Genomic DNA, 26,989 nt, shown 5'->3' with positions numbered 1-26,989 from the left:
AATACTATGCAACAGTCTATCCAGTGTTTTCTCATATGCAGCAAGTAAAATTAGCTGATTGTCGCATGTCCAATATTTTTAGGTAGAAATAATACTTCAATTACTGGGAATAGCATCAATAGACCAAGAAAGACAAAACCTAATTTATATGCAATGGTAACTAAAAAGAAAATTTGTAGTAAATTTACAACAACTGTAATAAGTGATATTCCCATCCCTTGGGCTAACGTTGAAACGACAGCACTCAAAGTATTTGCGCTATTTCGATCTTGAGGATCTACTTCGGAAAAACTTAATCCATTGTAAGCAGTTAAGGCTAGTGATCGTCCTATACCTGAGACTAATGCAAGAAACATTATCCAAATAGGCAAAGTATTAGTTTCAATGAATGCTAAACCAATGGATGTGATAAATACCATTCCAAATGATGACAATAGTGCGCCACGATAGCCTAGTTTACGAATAATTGGATTAGTAAAAGGTTTGATTCCAATATTTCCAATAAAAATAAACAGCACATAACTACCTGCTTTTACTGCAGACCAATGAAAAACCGTTTGTAAAAAAATCGTTAATAGGTAGGGCATTGCCCCAACAGATAGCCACAAAACAGAACCACTTGTCTGGCAGATTCTAAAAGAAGTTATTTTTAACGAATCAAGTGAAAATAATGGATTGCCTACTTTTTTCAAGTGCCTAAAAACTATAAAGCCTAATACCACACCTAAAATAACTAATCCTAATGCACCAAACCAATAATTTTTTCCATGAGTAGCTAGTTCTGCTCCAATTAGAATTATGCCGGATGAACAGGCAATTTCTATAAATCCTAAAAGATCAAAAGTAGATGTCTTATTTACCTGATCCTTATCAATCAATTTTATGCCGATTAATGCGATAATTAAGCCTATTGGGATATTAATCAAGAAAATCCAAGGCCAGCTCCAGTAAGTAATAATAAATCCGCCAACCACCGGTGCTATTGCGGGCGCTATCAATGCAGGCCAAATGAGATAACTAATCATTTTCAATAGCTGTGAAGCTGGTGTCTTTTCTAATACAATCAATCTTGCTGTAGGTGTCATCAAAGCACCAGAAATTCCTTGCACAACTCTCATTAACAAAAGGAATGGAAAGTTAGGTGCTAATGCATTACTTAACGAGCTAACGGTAAAGATGATGACAGCAATAATCCAAATTTTCTTTTTCCCAAATCGATTAGCCAGCCACCCACTCAATGGGATAAAAATGGCCACTGTAATCAAATACACACTGACCAGCAAAGCGATTGTTGCCGAACCTGTATGAAAATATTCTTCCATTTTAGGTAGTGCGGTAGTTACAATTGTTCCATCTAAAATCTCCATAAAGAGACTAGCAGCCATTAATAAGGCTACTTTTATTTCTTTTGGCATGCTTCTCACCATTCCTTCTTCAATTCATGTTTAAATTTTTCCACCCACTCAATCGCCACATTGGCTTGCTGTAATCGTAACTGAAACTTCTTACCTGCATACCAGTGATCTTTTGAATCCTCTTTAGCTAATTTTTCAAGTGCATCTTGTGTATCTTCGATGATATCTTTTTGCTCCTGATAGAATTGATCTAGTAGTTGTATTTGTTCATCTAGAGCAAGGTGCTGCATCACATCAAGCTTTATTAAATAGATATCAGCATTGTGGGCACCTCTTGGAACAGGCATTTTCATTAATTCAAAAAAACGTCTCCTTCCTTTTTCTGTAATAGTGGCGATTTTCTTATTTTTTTTGTCTAATTCTACATTGGTTATTTCTAAAAAACCCTTGTTCTCTAATTTTTCAAGTAGGGGATAAATCACGCCATAGCTAATTTTCCGATGATGTCCTAAAGAAACTTGCAATGCATTACGTAAATGATAGCCGTTTTGTGATTCTTCCATTAATTCACCTAAAATGAAAAGTTCATTCATCATTTCAACTCTCTCCCATACATCTAAAAGATATATTTATTATATATCTTTTAGATATATGATGCAAGTTGTTTGCTTAAAAATTTTTTAGGAATTAAAAATTACTTATAGGGATGTAATGCCATAAAACCTGTAACTAGTGGCAAAGTATATTCTAGAGTATATTATCTTCATATATTTTTAGCAATTTTTTGTAATAAATATGTTGTATTATACATATGAAACTATATAGAAGATATTTATGGAGGTATAATATGAGAAAAAAGATAGGCATATTGGTAATTGTACTTGGTATTATTTCAGGAATCGTTTTTTTCCATTCAGGACTCCAACTAAAAGGGACAGCCAATAATAGTAAAGTAGTAGATTCACAGATAGGAACATCTTTAGACAAAGTCTATTATCAAGAATTTGGAGAAATGAATAAAGGCCTAGGAATTTTTGCGGACGCTTGCGGACTAGCTATTATTACTATTTCTATTGGAATAGGAACAAAACTTATTGTAAATAAAAAGAGTGTTGACGATTTAAAAAATACTGACAATCTAAAGACTGAAAACGTATAAAGACTATCCCTTAGTGGTATTATGTGGCTTATGGATTTTTTACTATATTAATTTATCTCATCTAGTGTCATTTACGTATCTAGTTAATATTATAAAAGTACATAACAAAAGATAATAAGGAGGAATCTTTATGTCACGCAGATATCATGGTGGTAGACGTGAAGTGCTAGTAGTAATAATAATTTTATTATTATGTGGAGGATATGAAAAACAAAAGCACAGAAGACACAGAAGATGTGAAATAAGATATTAAAATAAATTATTAAAGGGGAAATGAAATTCCTCATTTCCCTTTATTTATGAAGATAGACATACAAGCTGATGCCTTCTTTTTTGATTTCATAGTTATTAAAAGGTGTTTCTTTTAATAATGTCTCAAATTCTCCTTTTGTGTAAGAAGCTTGTTTTAGGAAAGTCTTAAATGCAAATTTTACGAAATGTTTGTCAAATCCCTTCATTCCTATTTTGCTTACTTCATTGTTTATATCTTCAGGTGTTAACTCATGATTCATATCGATTATTAGAGATGTTCCGCCTTGTTTGAGAACTCTATGCATTTCATGCAATGCCTCAATAGGCTCTTTGAAATTCTTAAATGCGGCACTGCAGACAATAAAATCGAAAAAATTGTCCTCACAGGGTAAGTTTGATGCATTACCTTCTTTAAAATCAATAGAAACATTTGCTTCTTTTGCGTTATTCTCTTCGATTTTTACAAAATCAGGACTAATCTCAACACCTGTTACATTAAAACCTTTCTTGGCAAGCTCAATAGACAAATAACCCGGACCTGGTGCAACTTCTAAAATATTTGCATCTTTGCTAACATGAGATGCAACTTCATTGGCATATCTTCGCATTTCAGCAAGCCTACTTCTACGAGAGTTCCTATCATACCATTTTGCTGTTAAACCATAGATGCCTACATCCTTTTTTTTCCTCATATTTTTCATCATGACATTTCACCTTCCTTTTACTAACGGCTAACATTCCATTTACTGTGGGGCCTAAAGATAGTCATAATTTTGTTTTTTATTTTTCAGTCTCAGAAGCATCTTACATAAAAATTTATTGATAACACTATTAACAATAGGCTATAATAAAGTTACCTAACACCATTAGTTAACTAACAGTATTAATATATCACCTAACAGTGTTAGTGTCAATATTTTTAAAAATTTCGGAGTGATTTTATGGCTATAACAAAAAAATTAATTATAAAAGCGTCACTTAATATATTAAACCGTGATGGAATAGGGAATTTATCAATGAGGACACTTGCAAAGGAACTAAATATAAAGGCGTCGTCCTTGTATTGGCATATCAAAGATAAACAGGAGTTATATGATCTGATATCGGAACACATTAACCAAGAAATATCTTTGCCCGAAACAATAGAGGATGCTGGAGAAGCATTAACTGCCCTTGCTTTAGAAATTAGGAAAGTTCTACTAAGAACCAGGGATGCGGTGGACGTACTTGCACAGTCTTTTCCCAGGACACCAATCAGAATAAAAGCTATTAAATTTATCTTAGCTGCACTAACCAAGTACGGAGTTTCTGATAAAAACTGTCTAACTGCTGCAAATCTCATGAATAACTATATTTTATCATTTGTCGCTGATGAAATTCGTGCAAAACATATTTCTTCAGAAGAACTAAAACAGTTTGGATTAGTTTTTGGAGAACAATATGAGATGAGTTCAGATTTTGAACAACAGTTCTTATATGGATTAAGAGTATTGTTTGCCGGGTTGCTGGTTGAATAAAAACCCTTCCTGTCATCAGAAAAAGACTCCTACTCATACAGTATTAGGCGATTTTATGCCATTTTTCTTCATATACTGTGCCTAATTTACAATAGTATGATACTATATATATTAAAGCTCTAGTGACTATTACATAAAATTTGGCTGAGAGGGATGAAATCATAAAAATGTTAAAGAAAATGCAAATATCTCAAAAATTAATTGCAGTAAGTATTATAAGCACAATATTTTTAATTGTGGTTGGCATTATTGGTTTGATAAGTATGAATACTATTAATAACAATGCAAACATGATTTATAGTGATAACTTAATATCATTAGAAAAGCTCTATTCTATTGAAAATAATATTAATAAGACATTGGCAAATATGGAACATCTACTTAATGATGATTTTCAAGCAGATATTAGCAGTATAAAACAAAATATAAGTAATGATACCGATACAAATAACAAACTTTTAGTAGAATATGAAAAAATACCAGCTTCAGACTCAAAAGAACAGAGTGATTACAATAAAGTTAAATCTACGTTAACCCAATATCGTGCTGTAAGAGCTGAAGTAATAAACTATGCTACTTGTGGTAATTATGCTGAGGCCAATAGAGTATATTTCAGTGATTATATTAAATTAAAGCAACAATTAACTAATGAAATAAATACAATAATTCAAGATAATATAATATGTGCACAAAACATGTCAAATTTAAACCATGTAACCTATAAAAGTTCACTTATACTTCAAATTGCAATTATTGTATTAGGAGCATTATTTTTGTTCATATTAGGCACTGTAATGGCAGCATGGTTTAAAAAAAGAATGAATACTGCCATAAACTTTGTAAATAACTTAGCAGATGGAGATCTTACTCAAGAAACTAAAATATTAGCCGAAGATGAACTCGGAAACATGGCAAAGGCCTTGAATATAGCCTCTGCAAATATGAGAGAACTTGTTAGGGAACTTGTTAATGGCATGGAGAATATGGGGGCTTCAAGCGAAGAATTGACGGCCACTACGGAAGAAATATCAGCCACAGTGGCTAATATTAAAGAATCAATACAAGGAATTGTTAAAGGAAATGAAAAGTTGAATTCTTCCACAGAAGAGGTCAGTACGACATCAGAGGAAATAGGAATCCATATAAATGAATTAACTCATAGGGCAATAGAAGGTGATAAGGCTTCGGAAGATATTATGGAAAGAGCATTAAATACAAAAAATAAAGCAAAACAGTCGTTTGATAATGCAAGTGAATTATATAACGATGAAGAAGTTAAAATCCAAAGGGCAATTAATGATGTGCAAATAGTTAAAGAAATAAGTGTAATGGCTGAGACAATAGGACAAATTGCGGAAGAAACTAATTTACTATCACTTAATGCTTCAATTGAAGCAGCTAGAGCAGGAGAACATGGCAAAGGGTTCGTCGTTGTAGCTGATGAGGTAGGAAAATTGGCAGAACAGTCTGGAGAAGCAGTAACAAATATAAGAAAAATAGTTGAAGGAGTAGGAAATGCTATTACCAACCTAGTAGCTAATTCTAGAGATATATTAACATTTATAAATATTCAGGTTAAACCTGATTATGATATGATAAAACAAATAGGACAGCAATATCAGGAAGATGCCGAATTTCTAAATCAAATGTCTAAAAAAATATCATTATCAGCAAGTACAATTTCAGAAAGTATGTCTCAGGTAAATACTTCAATAATGAATGTATCCGCAGCCACACAGCAATCAGCATCAAATTCAGAAGAAATATTAGCAAGCATTACCCAAACAAGCTCTGCAATAGAAGAAGTAGCAAGGCAGTCTCAAGATACGTCTGATTTAGCAGAGAAATTAATAGGTTTAGCCCATAAATTTAAGGTTTAAATGCTCTTTTAAGTCTCTAAAATTACCATAGACCATCTAAACCTACAAATTGTCCAGTTTAAATTAATTGGATTAAATTACATAAAAGCTTTTGAGTTATTTTTTTCTGCTTTGTCATATTAAATAGTGTAAAGGACATGAGGAGTGAGCTAAAGCTTATATATGTTAAAAGCATACATAAGCTAGCCTTTACGTTACCTTTTATTGTGTCATAAACCTCATCACCTGAAAGCCCTGTCTTATCTTTTATAAGCTTCAATATTAAAAATTAACATATACTCACTTACAATATAAGAAGGTTTCGACTTAACTTTGCCTTAGATTAAATGCATACTATTATATCAATAATTACATGCTTAATAACTTGTAATTTGTTATGCAATGTGATAAAATCAATATTACAAGTTACATATTTATAAATTTGTAACTTGCAACGTAAAATATATACTAAACACAAAAGGAGGAAATGTAATATGGATTTGATACAAATTGATCTGACAAAATGTACTAAGTGCGGCAGTTGTGTCAAAGTCTGCCCAATAGATACTATAGCTATGGATGAACATGGGCCTAAGGTCATAAGTCAACACTGCATTGCCTGCGGTCACTGCGTGGCTATTTGTCCATCGGCAGCACTTGACAATGTGAGAACACCTTTAGCCAACCAAATACCACTGGAAAAGGTACCAGTTCTGGACGAAGACACTACGGCCCTATTTCTCCGCAGCAGACGTTCCACTAGGGAATTTCAAAATACACCCGTTCCTAGGGAAAAGATTAGACAACTTCTAGACATTGCCAGATTTGCACCAACAAGCGGCAATTCACAAGGAGTTTCCTATCATGTCATTGATGACCGGAACACACTGCGTAGTATTACCTCCGTCACCATTGACTGGTTGGAAGATGCATTACAATCTCCACCTTATGCCGGCTCGCGGTATGCGGTACCCTTTGCCGCCCACGTGACTAACTATCGTCAGAACGCTCAGGATGTTGTATTGCGTGACGCTCCCTGTTTAGTAATACCCATAGTTGACAAAGGCTCATTGCCTATTGGTCGGGACAATACTTTCTTTTCACTGGCTTATGCAGAACTTTTCGCGCCTTCCATAGGTCTGGGAACCTGTATTACTGGATTTTTTGATGCTTGTGCCACTTCCGGCTATCAGCCATTACTTGACATTTTGAACCTGCCAGAAAATATGCATGTCACAGGTGGGCTGATGGTTGGCTATCCGAAGTATACCTATCGGCGCTTAGTGGACAGAAATCCATTACAAATCACTTGGAAATAGTATGGAAACAACGTCAATGTTTCGTATAAAATAAAAGTACAATATAATAAAACAATCTAAATATTGGGGATCTATTTTAATTTAGAAGATATGTTAAAAAGGGACTGTCATATTAGCTGTCCCTTTCTTGTATAAAGTATTCATTTGTTGGAATTTTTAAGTCCTCTTAACAGAAGATTTACAACAGAATCTATATTTTGCTTTCTCTCAGGATCTTCGAATGAGTTTGGATAGATAAAAACACTTGTTGCAAGATATACGGATTTTGCCGCTTGATGAGAAGATCCTGCAAAAAATATACCTTCTGTAATTCCTTGTATTATAATCTTCTCAATTTGATTAATTCCATCTTCTTTGACCTTTTCTATTAATTCCATTGAGCTTTGAGCTAGTTTTATATAATTCGCGAACATCTCTGGGTCATTAATAGCACTGAGACGTTTAGCTTCCGTAAAATTCTCAAGTAAATGATAAAGCTTAATATCAGCTGGACTATTTTCTTTTAAAATGTCACTTGATGGAGCATGCAAGCGTGTGAGCCAGCGCTCTGTGACAGCATTCCATAAGGCTGCTTTTCCATTATAATACCTATAAATGGCAGCGTGGCTTACTTTTAATGATTTTGCCACATCAGAGATATTCGCCTTATCTGGTCCGAAACGGCGAATGATTTTTTCTGTTGCATTGAGGATTATTTCCTTATCTAACGGGATCCTATCCAAATTCATCACCGCTTTCTTATTTTATTTTTCAATTATATCATGTTTGGTTTTGTGTTTCAAATTACATTAATTGTAACTAAACTCAAAGTAAATATCTATCAAAATCAAGTGAGATGTTTTGCCCTATAACTAAGTATATACAAATATTTTACAAAGCTCTTTCAAAATCATCTCGGGTGTATGATGGCGTACATCTCTTTGAAATGAATAATAATCGCTGCTTAAAGCCGTTAATAACATATCTGCCCTAAATATACTGTCAGAATGTATATGAGCAGTGGCATTCATCTCGTCAAGCAATTTTACTAATATTTGATGCAATTCTTCAAACAGAGGACTGGACATTCTCCGCTTAAGTGGGTTGGTTGACGGAGATCCCTCGACTCCTGTAAGCAATTGAGCCTTTTTTTCCCTAAAACAAATAAATAATCTGAGTACCCCTTCCAATCGCTGACTTGGAGGATTAGAATGATTTTGATCCAGGTAATCCTCAATATCATTAAAAAGTAGATCAACATTATCTTTAATTAAATCAAGACACAATTCACTTTTATTTCTGTAGCGCCGATAAAGCGTTCCGGAACCGACCTTTGCTTCATGGGCAATTTGATTCATGCTAACTCGTTCTACACCATATTCTTCAAATAATTTTATAGCTGCATCCAATATTCGCTGACGATTCTCAGCTGCATCACGACGCTCAGAATACAATTTAGTTGACTTGGAATTCATTTTATCATCACTTCCTAAAATTAATTGTAAAATGCCCTTGACAAACGGAGATGTCCCCGTTTATACTGATAATAAATGGAGAACACTCCCTTTATATTAACATGAAGAGAAGGAGTTGTAAAACACAATGCAAAATCATAACAGTAAAGAAGCACTACTGGTCATGGATATGCAAAATGGCATAATATCACGTTTCTTACAAAGTCAGAAGGTGATACTTCCGTTCCAGAAAGCTGTTAAAGCTGCCCGCAGGCATCTCATTCCAGTTATCTTCGTGAGAGTTGCATTCAGTACAGGATATCCAGAAGTTAACAATCAAAACAAGTCGTTCTCAATAATTTCTGAATCCAGCAGAATGACGGTCTCTGATATGACAACACAGATTCATGAATCTTTAAAACCTATGGCAAATGAACCAATAGTTACAAAATTCAGAGTTAGCGCCTTCACAGGGAGCAATCTTGAAATCATACTGCGTTCACAGCAAATTGACACCTTAGTCTTAAGCGGAGTCGCTACAAGCGGCGTTGTTTTATCAACATTGAGAGAAGCCTCAGATAAAGACTATAGACTCAAGGTACTTTCAGACGCATGCATTGATCCAGATCCTGAGGTTCACCGCATCCTCATGGAAAAAGTATTTCCTAAACAGGCAGATGTACTTGCTGTTGATACTTGGACAGATACTTTGAATTAGAAACTGCAAAAATGAAAGGAGTTAATCAATAATGCAAGGTAAGAATCCATTTTCATGGAAATTCGTAGCTCCTCTTTATATGGGATCTACTCTTAACCCAATAAATAGTTCACTACTTGCAACTGCACTAGTACCCATTGCTTTATTTATGCATGTATCTGCTGCTAAAACCACAATACTAGTTTCGGCACTTTATCTTGCAAGTTCCATAGCTCAGCCTACTTCAGGGAAATTGTCAGAGGAATTCGGACCAAGGCATATATTCTTAACTGGAATTCTTCTGGTACTATTGGGTGGAATACTCGGTGGATTTGGCCAAAATCTGTCCATGCTGATCGCGGCACGAGTTCTCATAGGTATAGGAACTTCAACTGCCTATCCATCTGCAATGCTGCTAATCCGACGCCGTGCTGATGAAGCTGAATTGTCTGAACCTCCCGGCAACGTACTTGGTGCACTTCAAATTGCCGGAATAGCAACCGTTGTTGTAGGACTTCCAATAGGTGGAATATTAATAGGTATATTTGGATGGCGTGCAACATTTTTCATTAACATTCCTATTGCACTTATTGCCTTTTTGATGGCTGCATTATGGATCCCACGGGATATACCCACTAAAAGTGCAAGAAGTATAAAAGAGATATCATTACGAATTGACTGCATTGGTGTTATTGCATTCACAGTAACCATGATTTTCCTCCTTGTGTTTTTATTTTCCCTGCCAAAAGTCGATTTGATTACACTAGGTATAGTCATCGTTTGCGGTACAGGCTTAATCTTATGGGAACTTAAAGTGGAGCATCCATTCATTGATGTACGTATGCTTAGCAAGAATATTGCACTTGCTCGTACTTATATACGTTTTTCATTAATTACGCTGTGCATCTATACAGTGCTCTATGGTTTTACCGAATGGCTTGAAGCTGGCCACGGAATTAGTTCTTCAGAAACCGGATTGCTCCTGCTGCCCATGAGCATACTTTCAGCAATAGTGGTTTTACCTATTTCAAAACGAAATCTTATACGTGGTCCATTAATTGTATCTGCAGTATCTTCAATTATAGCTTCTTTTGGTATTCTGTTTTTAAACTCAAATACACCAATAATTTACATTCTGATTATTACCCTTATATTTGGTATAACTATGGGAACAATAAACGGCAGCAGCCCAATTGCTCTATACACTCAGGTCACTGCAGAGCAAATTGCCACAGCTTCGGGGCTTCTTCGTACTTTTGGATATATAGGTTCTATTGCCTCTTCAGCTTTAATAGGTATAGTATTTCATACAAAAGTTGCAGATTCTGGATTACACCTCATTGCAATCATGATGATTGTTATAAGTGGCATAGCACTGTTAATAACGATTTCTGATCGATGGCTTAAAAACCCCGTAAAGTCATTTAAGGCAATCGATTAAATTTGCTTGTATTATTCTAGCCTAAGTTTCGCATGTGAAAATTTTTCCCAAAACTTAGGCTGAGCCAAATAACTAGACGCTAGATTTGTTTTATTCAACTAGTATACATACTAAAAAAGTCATGACCATCTCTAAAAGAGGTGGCCTGCTCATCCCTATAAGGGCGTAATACTTCCAGCGCCTAAATGACGAAGGATTTTCTAATTCTTTCGTTGGATGCTTAAACAGCTCTTCACTTTCGCTCAGCTTCATGGCACACACCCGACAGTTTTCTACTGCCTTTTTCTCATACGCTCAATACCATAAATTTTGATTACAGCATCCATGGGCAGTTTATGGTCTGCACCTGTATGCCCACCATGGGGGGTACTTCCATCTTTTGAAAAGCATTGTTTAGGACATTCTTCCCCCTTTCATTTTATATCACAGAATATTAGGAAATAATTATAAAATATGGTAGATAGGTTATAATTATTAATGCGCATAAAAATACTTAATATCTCACTCGATTATGTTTTACCCTAATTCATAAAAGCCTTGGTTCATTCCAAGGCTTTTAATATATAGGCTTTTATCTAGTATTTGAAAGATATTATGCTTCAATTAAAATTCTATTTTCATCTCTAAAAGACGTTATACAATGTATAAATATTACTATATTTAATATTATTTTTTTGTTTTTAGCAATAATTCTATATTCTTAGCATTTTGTTCCTAAAGTTTCATTAATATGTCAATCTATCTTTTTCAGCTCCACGATTCTTTGTCCAATTGTGATGTTTTCATCATGAATGTTATTTATATTTTTCCACTTATGAGCTCATGCAATAATTCTTCACTAATATTGGAGTCATCCAAGCTTCTATCATTATCCAATATTTTTTTTACTAATTGTTCTTTAGTAATTTTATCATTCATATCAGTTACCTCTCTTAATTTAAAATAATTATAACATCTTTTCATATGGAATAATAATACTTTAGACATAATCCATAATAATAATTATTATAATTAGGAACTGCTCCGCGAGTCATAGTTATTGTTTATGTAGTATTTAATTTAATATAATCGCTAGTAACAATTATCTATGCCCTTATTACTTAAGATAAGCTATTTTTATAGTTCCCCACTGGCCCTCACTAGATGTTAATACTGTAAGAAAAATTAAAAACAATTTTATTTTGCCCAGCTATTTAAAAATACATATTATAAGCTATAATATAAATGTTTACCATAATAAATTAACTAAGATATATAATGTTATATTTTATAGGGAGGATATCATATGATTTCAATTTATAAAACCATAGGTACATCAAATAATATACAACCTTTAGATGCCATAGAACATGGTTGCTGGATTAATATTGTAGCACCTTCAGATGATGAGTTGCTATTAACATCAAGCCAATCTGGTGTCCCACTAAATCTCTTAAGAACTGCCCTTGATGAGGAAGAGACATCTCGTATAGATATCTATGATAACAACTTACTGATAATAGTTGATATTCCTTTTACAAGAATGGATGTTAATTCCTTAACATATTATTCTTATCCTCTTGCAATAATTTATACAAAATTTTGCCTAATAACAGTTTGTCTAAAAAACAGTAGAATTCTTACAGATTTTATAGATGGGAAAGTAAAATCCTTTTATACTTCCAAGCACTCTAGATTCACTTTTCAAATACTTCATAGAATAGCCCATTATTATCTGCTTTATCTAAACCAAATAGATAAAACAAGTGCAATAATTGAACGAAGACTTCATCGTTCTGTAAAAAATAAAGAATTGATTCAACTTTTATCTTTGGAAAAATCTCTTGTTTATTTTTCTACATCTTTAAAAGCAAACGAAATCACCTTAGAAAAAATGTTAAAATTAGAACTTTTGAAAAAATATCCTGAGGATCAAAATATTTTAGAAGATGTTATTATTGAAAACAAGCAGGCTATGGAAATGACTGCTACTTACCGCAACACTTTAGGGAAAACTATGAATGCATTTGCTTCTGTTGTATCTAATAATCTAAACATAGCAATGAAACTTTTAGCTTCTATAACCATAATTATGTTTATTCCGCGTATTATATTTAGATCTTTTGCTATGAATGTACCTAAAATACCTCTTAATAAGTTTCACAATGCTTTTTTGTCTATATGGGCAATATCAGCTTTAATTTGTGTATCTTCTATAATATTTCTTTTAAAAAAAAATTTGCTTTAACTTCAATAAAATTTCCCATTTGAACAAACATTTTTAACTTAAACAGCTTCATGTAATCTTGAAATTTTTAAAAGAATATACAATCCTAAAGGGATTCAGTTGATGATAAAAGAACATATACTCCATTTCACTGATAAAATTAAATTAATGTTCAAAGTGAAATTTCATATATAGATAAGACTTCTATAATCATAGTTAGGAAATGTTATCAATATATTCATAAGAAAACTTTAATGATTTCATAAGGAAACTTTAATAATTATGCCATCAAACTGTAACAATACAATGAGAATATACACAAGTAAGGAAAATTATTCTGGAGGTTGTTAAAAATGTTAAAGAAAAACGTTAAATTAATTGCAACTTTAGCCATGGCGGCATCCATAGCTTCCGTTAGTACAGGAGCTATTACGGTTCATGCAGCTAAACTTTATAATGGTACAACAAAGGTGGCAAGCACTTCTAGTAAAAGTTTTAAAAAAGGAAATAGAACTGACTTCTTAAAAACCAAACTTGATGCTCTAGTGACTGCGGGTACTATTACTCAGGCTGAAGAAAATGCTGCATTAAATCTTCTGATTCCTTCCGAAACTGGTAATAAAACAGATAATCAAAATTTCTTAAAGAGCAAGCTTGATACTCTTGTAACTGCTGGTACTATCACTCAAGATCAAGAAACTGCTGTACTAAATCTTTTTACTTCTTCTACAACCAGTACTAAAAGTACAGAAAAGAAAGATGTGAAAGATTTACTTAAAACCAAACTTGATACCTTAGTAACTGCTGGTACTATTACTCAGGATCAGGAAACTGCTATAGAAAATTTATTTACCACTAAAGATAAAAAAGAACAAGGTGAAAATTTCTTAAAAACTAAACTTGATACTCTTGTAACTGCTGGTACTATCACTCAAGATCAGGAAACTGTTGTACTAAATCTTTTTACTTCTTCTACAACCAGTACTAAAAGTGCAGAAAAGAAGGATATAAAAGATTCACTTAAAACCAAACTTGATACCTTAGTAACTGCTGGTACTATTACTCAGGATCAGGAAACTGCTATAGAAAATTTATTTACCGCTAAAGATAAAAAAGAACAAGGTGAAAATCTCTTAAAAACTAAGCTTGATACTCTTGTAACTGCTGGTACCATTACTCAAGATCAAGAAACTGCTATGATAAATAGTTTAACAACTTTCACTAATAAAACCTCACAAAATTAGAGGTGATTTTTCAAATTAAACTTAAATCCAGTAAGTAAAGTAAACTCATAAGAAGATAAAAAATATAGATTTTCTTTCAAATTATGGACAAACACCGCTTTCCGATTAATCAAAAAATTGCCGAACAAGAACATCGACTCAACTACTACCTTTAGAAAGATGGTAGTTGAGTTTTATACAAAATGACAACAAAGCCTACAATAACTTTATAGTCATATTTCATATACCAATTTTTATAAATGCAATAACATTCGAATAATAAATTTATACTACGCTAGACTTTATTTTCATTCTAATGATTATATCCAATCAACTCTTTAAATTTTCCCTCCTCCCTATTCCAAATATTTAAGCCTCAAAAAATATAGTGCACTGTTAAAACCCCTAATAGATTATAGAAAATAAAATATAGAATACATAAAACAATATACTTAATTATAAGAAGCAGTAAAAACCTGTTGGTAGGAACTCACCAGGCTAAGCCCAAAAATACAATTGAGTAGTTTCCTTTGGTAATGAAAAAAAGAATAAAGAGGGGAATGCTAAGCACGAGTAACACTTACTTTAACATAATGATAACCTGAACAGAAAAGTCATAGAAGCCTTTTTAGATATATAATATTGTTATTAAATTCATAGAAGCTACATAACTTTGTAACAAAATGATTATATAATTAACAATGGAAAAGATATCTAAACAGTTATTCAATGTATTACAATGTATTACAATGTGTTATAAAATCACAGAATAATCAGACAGATAATTTTTCACATATACAAAATAGGAGGATGTAACAATGAAAAAACATAATTTATTTAGTAAAGCAACTCTATACTTGGTTGCAATCAGTATGTCCATGTTTTTATTTGCTGGTTGTCAGAGTAACAAAAATACGGCATCAGCATCTCAGACAACCAGTAACAGCACACAAAGCAGCAGCAAACCTAACGCAGAACAGAGAAAAAAACAAATGCAAGACAGTATTCAGCCTCTTGTAACAGCTAAAACTATAACACAGGATCAAGCAAATAAAATTTTAGAAGCTCTTACAACTCCAGTTAACGGAAATGGCCAAAATAACCAACAGAATAATAATAAAAATAGCAGTCAGAATAAAATGCGAAATAATGGCTTAACTAAATTAGTAAGTGATGGTGTTATCACGCAAACTCAGGCTGATGCTGTTATGCAAAAGATAAGAGGAAGCTTCCAGCACAAAAATGATGGACAACACTCTCAGAATAGTAATCAATCCTCTAACCAATAAAGCAATACTAAAATATGAGGTAGTTTATAAAGAACTACCTTATTACTAAGTATTAAGAAATATTTATAGAATGTTATCTTTGATTCATTACCTAAAATATTTTACATAAATCTACTTTAAATGTAATCTATTTTAATATTTTGAATATATCCTTTTGATTTAAAATATTCTATTACTTGAGGAAGTACCTGTACCATAACCATAGTAGCTTCGGTAAAGTGGCATCATTCATTAACACAACTAGAGCTAGCATATCACTCTATATTACTAACTAATTTGTCTATAGGCACCCTACCTATTATATTCGGCGCCACCCATTAAATCACTCTAATACACATACCAATATCCATTCCTTCTTACTTCTTCTCCAAATAGTCCTAATCCTTTACCAAAAGAACCTCCTGGAAACCTTATAAGCTTTGAATTATACTATTGCCTAGAATAGATTTTAATATTTCATCTTTTATTTAACTATTCTTTACCAAACTATACTTTTATATTGATAATACGAATAAAAAATTACAAAATATTTAAGATATGAATAATATTTAATATTTAATACATACAGTGGTAATAACTATTGTGTACAATAAAAATATCATAAGTTGTAAAAACTTAGTTTCAAAAACAAATATTTCTCGCTTTAAATTCTTATTTGATTATTTTTTAATGATAAGCTTATGATTGGAGTATATTGTTAATGAGTAAAAAGTTACATTGTATTATATGTGGAAAAGACTTTTATGGGAATCAAGCACTCACTGAAAATTTAGATTCAGTACCAGAATTCAGTGGAACTGATGCAATTTGTGCAAAATGTACTGGAGATGGGTGGAGGTTTTGTGATGAATGTGACAATCCATATAATAAAAATACTATAAATTACAGTGATTTTTATATTTATAACAATGTATCAGACGCACCAGAAAAATTTCTGGTATTATTAAATGATTGTATTAGTAGGAGTATAGAAAGTTATAAATATTTAAAAAGTCGTTATTGTTGCAATAATCATTATAATTTAAGCTTTTGGAGAAATGAAGTTAAGGCAGAAATAAATATATTATTGCAGAAAAAAATTAGTAGAGTTGGTAAGTTAATGATTTCATCATGTTCTCATGGCTCTTTGGAACAGCCTACTCATGAAGAAACGGATGAATTATGTAAATATATTGATAACAAAATAGAATATATAAAAAATACTTTTTTATTTTCTTAAAATTTATACATTCAATATAGAACTAAGAAACTCTGACAACATCTAAATAGAGGTAGGTATTAAATCATGAAGATAAACTATAAAGTATCATTATTAGTTGTAATATTTTTTATTATATTTGTACAAATACCTGCGGCTGCAAAAAGTGGTACAAGCTCATTTCAAACATCAGTAGCACAAGTAATAAAGCTTATACCTAATGATAATAAGGTTATTATAAAAATCACTTCAGGTCCACATAAAAATCGATCCATTACTGTAAGTGATTTTGATAACGAAACTGAAAATAATTCCACTACGTCAAATACCCCTAAACAAACAGGACTTAGAATAGGTGATGAGGTAATGGTAAGCATTAACGAAAATTCAGATGGTACTATTAAAGATGCAGAAATATACGATTATGTGAGATATAAATATTTGTATATGCTTTCATTATTTTTTGCTGCTCTTCTTATTGTACTTGGTGGTAAAAAGGGAATTAAATCTCTAGCTACCTTACTTATAACTGGTATTGCAATTATAAAAATAATTATTCCATTTATTATGAAGGGAGACTCCCCTGTAACCATAACGGTTATTGTATGTATAGGACTGATAATTATTAACCTTTTAATTATTAGTGGATATAATAAAAAAACTCTTTCGGCTATCATAGGTACATCACTTGGCCTGTTAAGTTCTGGTTTAATTGTTTTCACTGTAGGAAATATTATGAGATCTACCGGAATCAATCCAGATGATGCTCAAGTAATTTCATCTGTTTTTGGAGCACAAGGCTTTGATTTTCATGGTCTATTTTTTTGTATTATGCTGCTTAGTTCATTAGGCGCTGTTATGGACATTGGGATATCTATCTCTTCCGCCATGTATGAAATAGAAAACACCAACCCTAATATCTCAAACAGTACATTAATTAAGTCTGGCTTAAATGTTGGCAAAGACATTATGGGTACAATGTGTAACACGCTTATACTTGCTTTTGCTGGAGGAATTATTATTACCATAATTACATTATCACCATATAATTTACCTTTTATTGAAATTATAAACCAAGATATTATTGCAAGTGAAATTCTGAAAGCTTTATCAGGTAGCATAGGACTAATACTTACAATACCAATAACAGCTCTCACATTCGCTAATGTCCCTACTTCACTGAATAAAAATAAGTATCGACAACCACTTAATAAGTCTTGACCTCTCAGCCTAAAGAGTATAAAAACTATTTGATAATATATTACTATCGCTAAAATTATTATATTTATTATTTTATTTACAGTTTGATGGTGATGTATGTATTGAAAAATATTACCATATATTTGTAAAACTAATATTGCCATTCAACAACAGTAATAACATATGGATAAGGTGGTAACTATTTTTGAGTTCAAATTTACAAGATATAAAAGATGAAAAAAAACTTCTGAAATATACATATTTTCTGTGCTTTACATGCTTCCTAAATCTATCAATACTCAAGCAGCCTTTTGATAAGATGGCTATGATAATGGCTGGAGTTATATGCCTGCTTATAGGATACTCCTACTTTATCATTAGGAAGTTCTTTTCTGATGGAGACAAGTATATATTTATCTTTTCTAGTATACTGTCAATTATAGGAATGGTCATACTTTACAGGATAAATATATTATATTCAATCAAGCAGATAGTTTGGTTTGCACTAGGTGTAACAGAATTTATCTTAATGGTTGTTCTTTTGCCAGACTTAGAGAGATTTAGCAAATACAAATATTGTTATTGTATAATTACTATAATATTTATGGCTACAGCAACTTTTTTCGGAAAAGATATAAACGGTTCTAAAAGTTGGATTATAGTACATGGATATAGTTTTCAACCTTCAGAGTTTGGTAAATTGTTCTTAGTACTATATCTGGCTTCTGAACTAAAGGATTATAGAAGCCTTAGACACTTGATAAAGCCAGCTATTGTTGTAGCAATATGCCTTGTATTTACATTAATTCAAAAATCCCTTGGATTTAGTTTAATTATATTCTGTATATCTATTACCATGTTGTTTATATCAACTTCAAAATTAAGATATATCTTAACTTCGTTTATATTGTTTGCAATTGGATGTGTAATAAGTTACAAATTATTTGCGCATGTAAGAGTACGAGTGCTAATTTGGAAAAATCCCTGGTCTTATGCAAATAACATAGGATACCAGGTTGTTCAATCCATGATTTCTATTGCATCAGGAGGATTTACAGGAGTAGGGCTTGGTCTTGGACATCCAGAATTTGTACCAGTTAACTATACAGATTTTATTTTTGCAGTAATTTGTGAAGAACTTGGTATACTAATGGGATTTGCAGTAATACTAATAAACTTCCTATTATTTTATCGGTGTATAAGGGTCGCAATATATGAAAAAGATAACTTTTTAAGATTACTCGTAGTAGGATATAGTACTATGATAGCATCACAGGTATTAGTTATAATAGGAGGTGTTATAAATGCAATTCCTCTTACAGGAATTACCCTCCCTTTAGTAAGTTATGGGGGAAGTTCCATGTTGAGTATTTTCTTTTCATTAGGAATAGTTCAGAAGATATCTGAAAATAGTATATGAGATACTATCATTATAATTTATCTTATTTACGCATTATAATATAAATATCTTAAAAATTGCGGAGGATAAAATGCAAAAATTTTTAATAAATAAAAAAACATACAGAAATTTAGATGTGACTATGTTGTCTACCATAGTTGCCATAGCTTGTTTTGGTATAATGAATATTTTTAGTGCTACCCATAACCAGTCTGGTTATTATTATGCTAAATTGCAGCTGCTGTGGCTATTATTGGGCATAGTTGTAGTTTTTTTAATTTTAATTATTGATTATAGAGTTATAGTTCGATATGCTAACTTAATATATTGGGGGGGGGTTGGAGTTTTATTATTTAATGATATAACCAGCAAATCAATAAAAGGTGCATCTTCGTGGATCAGAATAGGAAGCAGAGCTATAGAACCAGGTGAATTTGTAAAAATAGGGCTGATATTAATTATTTCAAAAAAATTAGAAGAAATGGAGTGTAACATAAACAATTTAAGAAATTTTCTAATTTTATGCTTTTATGCTTTTATCCCCATTGCTTTAATTGTAATCCAACCCAACTTAGGTATGGCATTAATATGTTTATTTATAGTTTTCTGCATTTTTTTTATTTCCGGTCTAAATTTAAAAGCTATAGTAACAGGTATCATAGCAGCTATACCATTGAGTATACTTATTTGGTTTAGCGGTATTCTAAAAGATTATCAAAAGCAGAGAATAAGCTCTTTTATTAACCCAGGGGCCTATCAACAGGACATTAGTTTTCAACTTACGCAATCTATGACGGGAATAGGTTCTGGAGGATTAATTGGGACAGGCTTTTTGAAAGGCCTACAGTCATCTGGTGGGTATATTCCTGAAATACATACAGACTTCATATTTTCAGTGATTGGGGAGGAGTGGGGATTCATTGGCTCTGCAGTACTTATAGTTGCCTATGGTGTATTAATATATAGAATCATACAATCATCAATTCAATCGAAGGATATTTTGGGAAGATTTATATGTATTGGTGTAGCAGCGTCCTTTATTTTTTCTGTGTTTCAAAACATTGGCATGACCATTGGAATTATGCCTATTGCAGGAATAACTCTTCCATTTGTGAGTTATGGAGGAAGTTCCATTTTAGCTAACTTCATTTCATTAGCATTAGTTTTAAATGTAAATATGCGGAGATATTTTAATGCCTAGTTTTGTGGAGAATTGAAATAGATATTTAAGTTATAGAAACTGATAAGTGATAAAACAAAAATGTCATAGCGGTCACTATCCTGATATGCTCCCCTTGTGGTAGACAGTTAAAATAATAAAAACTGTTTGCTATAATGAGGAGCATATTTTATATGTCAATAATACATTGTACCTCTTGCTGCTCCAATGGGCAAAGCATCGACATCCCAATAAAAATAAATGGTGAAGACTTAATAGGTATTGGCACGAAAAAAATGGAAAGAGATGGCTATTTACGACAGATGAATATAGTCTTATAAACCTAAGAAGAATAAAAATCGTTCGACACCCAAAACTACAGACCAGAAAAAATCCATTTTTGCATAAAACTTATTTTGCAAAACGAAAGCTACACTTAAAATTACTTGTTGCTGCCTGAGAAGGTGAAGAAATGCTTGAGCCGTATGAGAGGGAAACTCTCATGTACGGTTCTTAGACGAAGGAGAGGGAGTAATCTCTTTTCTTTAGTCGATTTATACAAGCAAAACATTTGAGGACTACATAGATTATTGCAATACGAAACGTTATCAGAAACAGCTGCTCTGCATGTCCCCGCTGGAGTACAGAATATATCTTTCTGGTAGCACGGCATAAAGAAAGTGCCAATCACATGGTTGACACCTTTGAAAAAACTTTTTATTATTTTCACTGTCTACTTCACAGGGGGCAGTTCAAATAATACGGTGTTTCAGTAAATTATCTACTTTTTATTGTTATGTTAAATTCAGAAAACTATACATCTCCTCTGTTGGTTAATTGCATATTATTGATCAATACCTAGAACTTTTTTTGCATTATTCCCCAATATTCCGTTTATATCTTTACAACCTAGATTCAATGACTTAATAAGTGAGATATCTACGGCCTGATTCCGCCAAGGGGAGTCTGTCCCAAAAAGAACTTTCTCTGCTCCATGCTGTCTAATAAATTTCTCCGCTCTCTCTATTCCCAATTCATGTATCGAGTAAGCTGTATCAAAATAAATATCTTTTCCTAACAAGTGCTTTTCTACATCATCCCAGTATCTATATCCTCCCATGTGAGCTGCAATCATAACGGCTCCTGGAAATGTATCCAATACTTTTCTTAATCTTAATGGAGTACATTTAAAAGGTCCTGTAAATGCAAGGTCCACACCCGAATGGAATAGTATAATTAATCCTGCCTCAAATACCTTTTCGTAAATATTCAACATGCGTGGATCATCTACATAATAACCTTGGCAGTCTGCATGAAATTTTACACCCTTAAACCCTTTACTAACCAACCACCTTATTTCCTGTTTCCACTCGGAAAAGTCAGGATGTATTGTACCAAAGCTAATAATTCCTTCATCTTTTACGCCTGCTGCCCACCTATTCATTTTAATTGTCTGCTCAGGCTTCAATGCTATAGGCTGCAATACACTTGTATTTACACCTGACTCTGCCATTGACGCCTTTAGTCCTACTACAGTTCCATCCGCTTCAGGGATAATTTGGAATTTTTGTGAACGCGCCGATATTGATCTTAATGCAACTTCCTTTGGGAAACAATGTACATGTATATCTATTATCATTTATTATTATGTCCTCCACAATATCTTCATAAATTTCTTTTGTTTAACATCATCGTAATAATTTAACTGATATACAATAAATTACTATGATGTATTACCTAAGATTAATTACATGATACACCGTATTATTCAATTTTTAAAGAACAAATTTTCTAACTAGTTCGTAAAATCTTCATTCTATTTAATAACCACCCTGCTCGGCCTCTTCTATCCTTTTCTGATTTCCCAATTTTTTAGCCTAGAGCTTGGTCAACTTTTTTAAAATCCCTGTTACTTTCCGCATTCCTAATCTCATTGTCTATATAAAATTCATTTATAGAAATCCTATCATTAATTTAAATTCATACAACATTGATTGTAAATGGAGTGTGTCTTATTCAATATCCTAACTATTTCAAATGCTTTTTCTAACATTGGAGTATTAAGTCCACCTTCCCAATTTCCATCATTATCCAGTATTTTTTTACTATATTGATCTCTTTATTTTTAACATTTTAAAATGAACTTCTATTTAAATTGATTTTAGGCGGGTGCTGAAAGTGAACATTGGCAATACAAATATATTCCATATGTTATTTAGAACTACCTTAATATTTATAGTATTATTGATTTTAGCCCGAATACTTGGAAAGAAACAAAGGGAAAGATTCAAAAACAAGCTTTAACTCGGATAAACATGGATGATTTATCAATGTTACTTAGAAAACAAAGTGTATTCTCTATCACAGAGGTAGAATACGCCATATTAGAGCCAGATGGCAATTTAAGTGTACTTAAAAAAACTCAGCAACAACAAATAACTAAATCAGATATGAAAATTTCCACTTCTACCTTGAACTATATGCCATCTGAGATAATTGTTGATGGCAAAATACTAAAACACAATTTAAGTGAATTAAACTTAAGCTAAGAGTGGCTACAAAATCAACTTAAGCAACATAATATCGCAAATATAAAAGATATCTTCTATGCTGAAATACAAAATGATGGTACTCCTCTGCCGTCTACGAGGATATGCTTTTTTCTCTCATTTTTTCCTCGTTCTGTTGGATTTGCCCAACAGATTCTTTGGCAAGAGGAGCTTTATTCATACTTCCATCTATACCAAGCCACTCCCAATCAATTCCTTGGATTTCGTTGTATCGCTCACAAGGCCTAATTTCTATATATTCCCACAACTCATCAGTTATCTCCCATGATTGCCTTTGTAACATTTGCAGAACCCTATCTATCCCTTTTTCTTAATTATCGTATCATACCAGAAACAATTTAGGGATAAGCTCTTAACTTGGTGAATTCTGATATTTTAATGAATTACCCAAGTACATTTTTACATAATATGTTGTGAATTCCTTATCTTTTAGGAATAAAAGACCAAACCTTTTGATGTAGGTTAACTTGATAACTTTATCCTATTTCATATTTAAGTTGCTTCTTCTGAATCTAAATAAAGCTCTTCAGAATCATGGTCGTAATTAAACAGTTCAGCATATCTGCCCCAATCTATTATAATATCCATTATTCCTTCTATCTCATGATGAGGAAAGTGTTTCTTAAATAATTCCTTAAAAAATTCTTCTTTCATAGTATGATTCTTTTTATTATTTAAAACATTCATTATCAATCTGAAAGTGGATATATCCTCTAGCTGCTTTCTAAACAATTCTTTACTTTCATCCTTATCTAACTCTACAAATTTTCTTCCAAGCTCAGTTATAAAAATATCCCCTTCTTTTATCTCTGCAAAGCTAAGTATAGATATAGCTTCTATATTAGGAAGAAGATCATCTATTTCCATCATTAGATCTCCTCCTAACTGATATATATCCATCTTACCACCATTGTCATCTATAAGTTCAAGAAGACCAGACATCACTCCAACATTGGAATTTGGAATCTGAATAGGTTTTTCTCTGCCTTCTCCTTTTTGTTTATCTAAGCCTACATTTTTACTTAGTCCTCTTTCTTTATTTTCCTCAATTTTGCCTTTAATTAGCATCTTATAAACATCATCGACAATCTTCTCAAATTCAGGTGATTTTCTATTTCTTGGATGTGAAAGATCTATTTTAATCTCAGCAATTATATGTGCAGGCTTTCTGCTAAGTATTACAATCTTATCTGCCATAAGTACTGCTTCCTCTACACCATGGGTAATCATTATTATACTTTTTATAGGCATTCTTTTTTCCTGCCATAACTCAACTAATTCCGTTCTTAAGTTCTCTGCAGTTAAAAAATCTAATGCTGAAAAAGGTTCATCCAAGCATAATAGCCTTGGTTCTACTGCTAACGCTCTAGCAAAACCTACTCTTTGTCTCATGCCACCAGAAAGCTCTTTTGGATACGCCTCTTCAAATCCATCAAGCCCTATAAGATTTATAAGCTCTTCACCTTTTCTCCTTGTATAATCCTTTGGAAATCCTTTTGCCTTAAGTCCTATCTCAACATTTTCACGAACAGTAAGCCATGGATAAAGTGCAAAGGTTTGAAAAACCATAGAAGCATATGGATTTACTCCGGTTACTTTTTGTCCATCAAAAATTACTTCCCCACCATCTGGCTCAACAAGTCCTGTTATAATTCTTAAAAGTGTTGATTTACCTGCTCCAGAAGGCCCTAGTATAGCTATGAACTCACCTTCATTTATAGTTAAATTTATATCTTCTAAAGTGGGCTTATCTGAACCTCCAAAATATTTTGTAATTCCTTTAACCTTTATAAATTCTTTTAAGTTCTTCATATTTTCCACCCCTTTATAATTCTATTTTAAATTTTTCTTCTGACAATGAATATAATCTCTTCCATAGTGTTTTATTAACACCAACTACTACAATACACATAGTAATGGTAGCTATAAGCAAAAGAGGATAATTCCCTTTTTCTGTTGCTTCTGATATAAGAGCTCCAAGGCCCATAGTATATACGGTTTTTCCACCAAAGTTAACATATTCGGATACAATACTTGCATTCCAACATCCTCCTGTAGCTGTTATCATGCCAGTTAAGAGATAAGGAAATATAGAAGGAAGTATAAGTACTTTCCATCTCTTCCATCCGTTAATTTCAAAAATTTTAGCTGCAGCTTTTAAATCCTCAGGTATAGCCATTGCTCCTGCAATTACATTGAATAATATATACCATTGTGTTCCCATTAGCATTAAAATCACCGATGCAACATTCAATCCACCAAGTTTATTCATAAAATATATTAAAATTACAGGGAAAAGTGCAGTTGCTGGAATTGAAGCTACTACTTGAATAATTGGTTGTAGAATATTTGCTATTTTTTTATTCATGCCGATAGCTACGCCTACAGGTATCGTCCATATTAGCGCTATAATTTGAGCCGCAAGAACCCTTAAGAAGGAATAACTTACAGAAGGAAGTATTCTACCCCATTCATTTTTCGAAAGTTGCATTAATAATTTAAACGCATTAAATCCTGAATAGAGAAAAAGTACCAAAACTACTCCTCTTACTATCCACTTTACTATAAATCCTATGCCTTTCTCTTTGTCTTTTTCTTTTTTTGCACGATTTACGAAAAACTTATTTATCGTATCATTTAAACTTTCAGCAATAGGTTCATACATTTTCTCACGAAAAAACTCAATAATTATTGATCTTCTTAAAAGAGTAAGTATAAATGAACGAGGTGCTTCACCAGATTCAGTAAGTTCTATCTTAAACTTATCTGCCCAAACAGTTACTGGCTTCCAAAATAATTGATCTAAAAGTACAATAACAAATATTAATATAGCTATCCCCCACTCTAATGCTTTCTTGTCTCCTCGGCTCGCAGCCATTTGTAAAAAAGATCCAATACCTTCAAGTCTAAAATCCTTGCCCTTTAATGTAAACATCTCGCAAGCCATAAGAAAGAACCATCCGCCTGCCCAGGACATCATACTATTCCAAACTAATCCAATAACGGCAAAAGGCACTTCTAGCTTTTTAAAGTTCTGCCATTTATTTAATCCAAATACTCCCGAAGCCTCTTTTAAATCCCTAGGTAGTATCTTTACAGAATGATAAAAACTGAAAGTCATATTCCATGCCTGTCCAGTAAATATTAATATAATACAAGATAATTCTAAACCTATATTATGACTAGGAAATAATGCTATTAGCCCTAATACCACCGCAGGTAAAAATGACAATACTGGTATAGATTGCAGGATATCCAGTACTGGCACCATTACCTTCTCAGCTTTTTCGTTATGTGCAGCTATATATCCATATATAAGAGTAAATATCAATGATAAAATATAAGCTCCTGTCATTCTTCCAACTGATTTTAGAGTATATATTGGAAGATTACTTATATCTGTTGAAACCTGTATTCCACTGGTACTCACGTGTCCCTTTATCCCTGGAGACATTGCTAAATATAATACAGATATGATAGCTAAAAATATAATTATATCAAACACTCCAAACTTTCTATTTACAACTGTTTTTTCTATCTTCATTCTAATCACTCTCCTTAATTCTTAATATTTAATCAATAATTCTCACCATCCTCAGGATTCATAAACCATCCGCCACCTTTCTTCTTTCCAAAAGTCATGACCACCCCTAAAAGAGGTGGCTTGCTCAGCCCTATAAGGGCGTAATACTTCCAGCGCCTAAATGACGCTG

General features: G+C 32.5%; 26 protein-coding genes. 16 read left to right on the top strand and 10 right to left on the bottom strand.

The genetic code is table 11. The features are described from left to right. Positions 1–50: 50 nt before the first annotated feature. Both ACJDU8_RS19980 and ACJDU8_RS19975 read right to left on the bottom strand, forming a co-directional pair. Complete coding sequence (locus tag ACJDU8_RS19980; protein WP_406793934.1) at positions 51–1,415, bottom strand: MFS transporter; 1,365 nt, start codon at positions 1,413–1,415, stop codon at positions 51–53. 5 nt (positions 1,416–1,420) lie between these two features. Continuing rightward, entirely contained in the window at positions 1,421–1,951 is a 531-nt protein-coding gene (locus ACJDU8_RS19975) for a PadR family transcriptional regulator (RefSeq protein ID WP_406793933.1), read from the bottom strand. A 251-nt stretch (positions 1,952–2,202) separates the two neighbouring features. Here ACJDU8_RS19975 and ACJDU8_RS19970 point away from each other — a divergent pair, with 251 nt between their 5' ends. Together ACJDU8_RS19970 and ACJDU8_RS19965 are read left to right on the top strand one after the other, a co-directional pair. Further along, entirely contained in the window at positions 2,203–2,514 is a 312-nt protein-coding gene (locus ACJDU8_RS19970) for a hypothetical protein (protein WP_406793932.1), read from the top strand. Positions 2,515–2,644: 130 nt separating this feature from the next. Then, positions 2,645–2,767 (top strand): hypothetical protein, encoded by a 123-nt coding sequence (locus tag ACJDU8_RS19965; RefSeq protein WP_406793931.1) that lies wholly within the window; start codon positions 2,645–2,647, stop codon positions 2,765–2,767. A gap of 40 nt (positions 2,768–2,807) precedes the next feature. On the opposite strand, the gene ACJDU8_RS19960 is transcribed toward ACJDU8_RS19965, so the two are convergent. After that, entirely contained in the window at positions 2,808–3,470 is a 663-nt protein-coding gene (locus ACJDU8_RS19960; protein ID WP_406793930.1) for a class I SAM-dependent methyltransferase, read from the bottom strand. Between the two features lie 237 nt (positions 3,471–3,707). Here ACJDU8_RS19960 and ACJDU8_RS19955 point away from each other — a divergent pair, with 237 nt between their 5' ends. The 3 genes from ACJDU8_RS19955 to ACJDU8_RS19945 all read left to right on the top strand — a co-directional run bounded on the left by ACJDU8_RS19955 (position 3,708) and on the right by ACJDU8_RS19945 (position 7,461). Next, a complete protein-coding gene (locus ACJDU8_RS19955) occupies positions 3,708–4,283 on the top strand; it encodes a TetR/AcrR family transcriptional regulator C-terminal domain-containing protein (protein ID WP_406793929.1) in 576 nt (191 codons plus the stop codon). A 167-nt stretch (positions 4,284–4,450) separates the two neighbouring features. Beyond that, positions 4,451–6,163: a methyl-accepting chemotaxis protein gene (locus ACJDU8_RS19950; protein WP_406793928.1), complete on the top strand. Its 1,713-nt coding sequence runs from the start codon at positions 4,451–4,453 to the stop codon at positions 6,161–6,163. Positions 6,164–6,636: 473 nt separating this feature from the next. Beyond that, on the top strand, positions 6,637–7,461 hold the full coding sequence (locus ACJDU8_RS19945; RefSeq protein ID WP_406793927.1) for a nitroreductase family protein: 825 nt from the start codon (positions 6,637–6,639) through the stop codon (positions 7,459–7,461). A gap of 140 nt (positions 7,462–7,601) precedes the next feature. On the opposite strand, the gene ACJDU8_RS19940 is transcribed toward ACJDU8_RS19945, so the two are convergent. Continuing rightward, on the bottom strand, positions 7,602–8,189 hold the full coding sequence (locus tag ACJDU8_RS19940; protein ID WP_406793926.1) for a TetR/AcrR family transcriptional regulator: 588 nt from the start codon (positions 8,187–8,189) through the stop codon (positions 7,602–7,604). Between the two features lie 123 nt (positions 8,190–8,312). Further along, the gene (locus ACJDU8_RS19935; RefSeq protein WP_406793925.1) at positions 8,313–8,915 is read right to left on the bottom strand and encodes a TetR/AcrR family transcriptional regulator; all 603 of its coding nucleotides are present in this window, start codon (positions 8,913–8,915) and stop codon (positions 8,313–8,315) included. Between the two features lie 127 nt (positions 8,916–9,042). Here ACJDU8_RS19935 and ACJDU8_RS19930 point away from each other — a divergent pair, with 127 nt between their 5' ends. Both ACJDU8_RS19930 and ACJDU8_RS19925 read left to right on the top strand, forming a co-directional pair. Then, complete coding sequence (locus tag ACJDU8_RS19930; protein WP_406793924.1) at positions 9,043–9,612, top strand: cysteine hydrolase family protein; 570 nt, start codon at positions 9,043–9,045, stop codon at positions 9,610–9,612. A gap of 31 nt (positions 9,613–9,643) precedes the next feature. Beyond that, positions 9,644–11,032 carry an MFS transporter gene (locus tag ACJDU8_RS19925; protein ID WP_406793923.1) on the top strand — a complete coding sequence of 463 codons (1,389 nt, stop codon included), beginning with the start codon at positions 9,644–9,646 and terminating at the stop codon, positions 11,030–11,032. Between the two features lie 90 nt (positions 11,033–11,122). On the opposite strand, the gene ACJDU8_RS19920 is transcribed toward ACJDU8_RS19925, so the two are convergent. Further along, the gene (locus ACJDU8_RS19920; protein WP_406793922.1) at positions 11,123–11,284 is read right to left on the bottom strand and encodes a hypothetical protein; all 162 of its coding nucleotides are present in this window, start codon (positions 11,282–11,284) and stop codon (positions 11,123–11,125) included. Positions 11,285–12,317: 1,033 nt separating this feature from the next. Between ACJDU8_RS19920 and ACJDU8_RS19915 the strand changes: the two genes are divergently transcribed. From ACJDU8_RS19915 to ACJDU8_RS19880, 8 genes are all read left to right on the top strand, one after another. Further along, complete coding sequence (locus ACJDU8_RS19915) at positions 12,318–13,259, top strand: magnesium transporter CorA family protein (protein WP_406793921.1); 942 nt, start codon at positions 12,318–12,320, stop codon at positions 13,257–13,259. Positions 13,260–13,591: 332 nt separating this feature from the next. Continuing rightward, the gene (locus tag ACJDU8_RS19910; protein WP_406793920.1) at positions 13,592–14,482 is read left to right on the top strand and encodes a hypothetical protein; all 891 of its coding nucleotides are present in this window, start codon (positions 13,592–13,594) and stop codon (positions 14,480–14,482) included. Positions 14,483–15,279: 797 nt separating this feature from the next. Then, a complete protein-coding gene (locus ACJDU8_RS19905; protein WP_406793919.1) occupies positions 15,280–15,750 on the top strand; it encodes a hypothetical protein in 471 nt (156 codons plus the stop codon). Positions 15,751–16,450: 700 nt separating this feature from the next. Then, positions 16,451–16,969 carry a hypothetical protein gene (locus tag ACJDU8_RS19900; protein WP_406793918.1) on the top strand — a complete coding sequence of 173 codons (519 nt, stop codon included), beginning with the start codon at positions 16,451–16,453 and terminating at the stop codon, positions 16,967–16,969. Positions 16,970–17,035: 66 nt separating this feature from the next. Next, positions 17,036–18,169, top strand: a complete 1,134-nt coding sequence (locus ACJDU8_RS19895; RefSeq protein WP_406793917.1) for a YibE/F family protein — start codon at positions 17,036–17,038, stop codon at positions 18,167–18,169. Between the two features lie 184 nt (positions 18,170–18,353). Then, complete coding sequence (locus ACJDU8_RS19890) at positions 18,354–19,568, top strand: FtsW/RodA/SpoVE family cell cycle protein (protein WP_406793916.1); 1,215 nt, start codon at positions 18,354–18,356, stop codon at positions 19,566–19,568. A gap of 70 nt (positions 19,569–19,638) precedes the next feature. Beyond that, positions 19,639–20,748: a rod shape-determining protein RodA gene (gene rodA, locus ACJDU8_RS19885; protein ID WP_406793915.1), complete on the top strand. Its 1,110-nt coding sequence runs from the start codon at positions 19,639–19,641 to the stop codon at positions 20,746–20,748. Positions 20,749–20,900: 152 nt separating this feature from the next. Continuing rightward, the gene (locus ACJDU8_RS19880; RefSeq protein ID WP_406793914.1) at positions 20,901–21,047 is read left to right on the top strand and encodes a hypothetical protein; all 147 of its coding nucleotides are present in this window, start codon (positions 20,901–20,903) and stop codon (positions 21,045–21,047) included. Positions 21,048–21,550: 503 nt separating this feature from the next. Here the strand turns inward: ACJDU8_RS19880 and ACJDU8_RS19870 are convergent. Continuing rightward, a complete protein-coding gene (locus tag ACJDU8_RS19870) occupies positions 21,551–22,345 on the bottom strand; it encodes an amidohydrolase family protein (RefSeq protein ID WP_406793913.1) in 795 nt (264 codons plus the stop codon). Between the two features lie 592 nt (positions 22,346–22,937). On the opposite strand from ACJDU8_RS19870, the gene ACJDU8_RS19865 reads away from it, so the two are divergent. Continuing rightward, positions 22,938–23,255: a DUF421 domain-containing protein gene (locus ACJDU8_RS19865; RefSeq protein WP_406793944.1), complete on the top strand. Its 318-nt coding sequence runs from the start codon at positions 22,938–22,940 to the stop codon at positions 23,253–23,255. Between the two features lie 94 nt (positions 23,256–23,349). Here ACJDU8_RS19865 and ACJDU8_RS19860 read toward each other — a convergent pair whose 3' ends face one another. The 3 genes from ACJDU8_RS19860 to ACJDU8_RS19850 form a co-directional block, all read right to left on the bottom strand. After that, on the bottom strand, positions 23,350–23,559 hold the full coding sequence (locus ACJDU8_RS19860; protein ID WP_406793912.1) for a hypothetical protein: 210 nt from the start codon (positions 23,557–23,559) through the stop codon (positions 23,350–23,352). 209 nt (positions 23,560–23,768) lie between these two features. Then, positions 23,769–25,088, bottom strand: a complete 1,320-nt coding sequence (locus ACJDU8_RS19855; RefSeq protein ID WP_406793911.1) for an ABC transporter ATP-binding protein — start codon at positions 25,086–25,088, stop codon at positions 23,769–23,771. 13 nt (positions 25,089–25,101) lie between these two features. Then, entirely contained in the window at positions 25,102–26,820 is a 1,719-nt protein-coding gene (locus ACJDU8_RS19850) for an ABC transporter permease (protein WP_406793910.1), read from the bottom strand. Positions 26,821–26,989 lie beyond the last annotated feature (169 nt).

It is taken from the genome of Candidatus Clostridium eludens, from assembly GCF_045310515.1.
GTDB classification, from domain to species: Bacteria; Bacillota; Clostridia; order Clostridiales; family Clostridiaceae; genus Clostridium_B; species Clostridium_B eludens.
The sequence above is the reverse complement of the archived record's forward strand: the minus strand, read 5'-3'. Positions and strand labels throughout refer to the sequence as shown.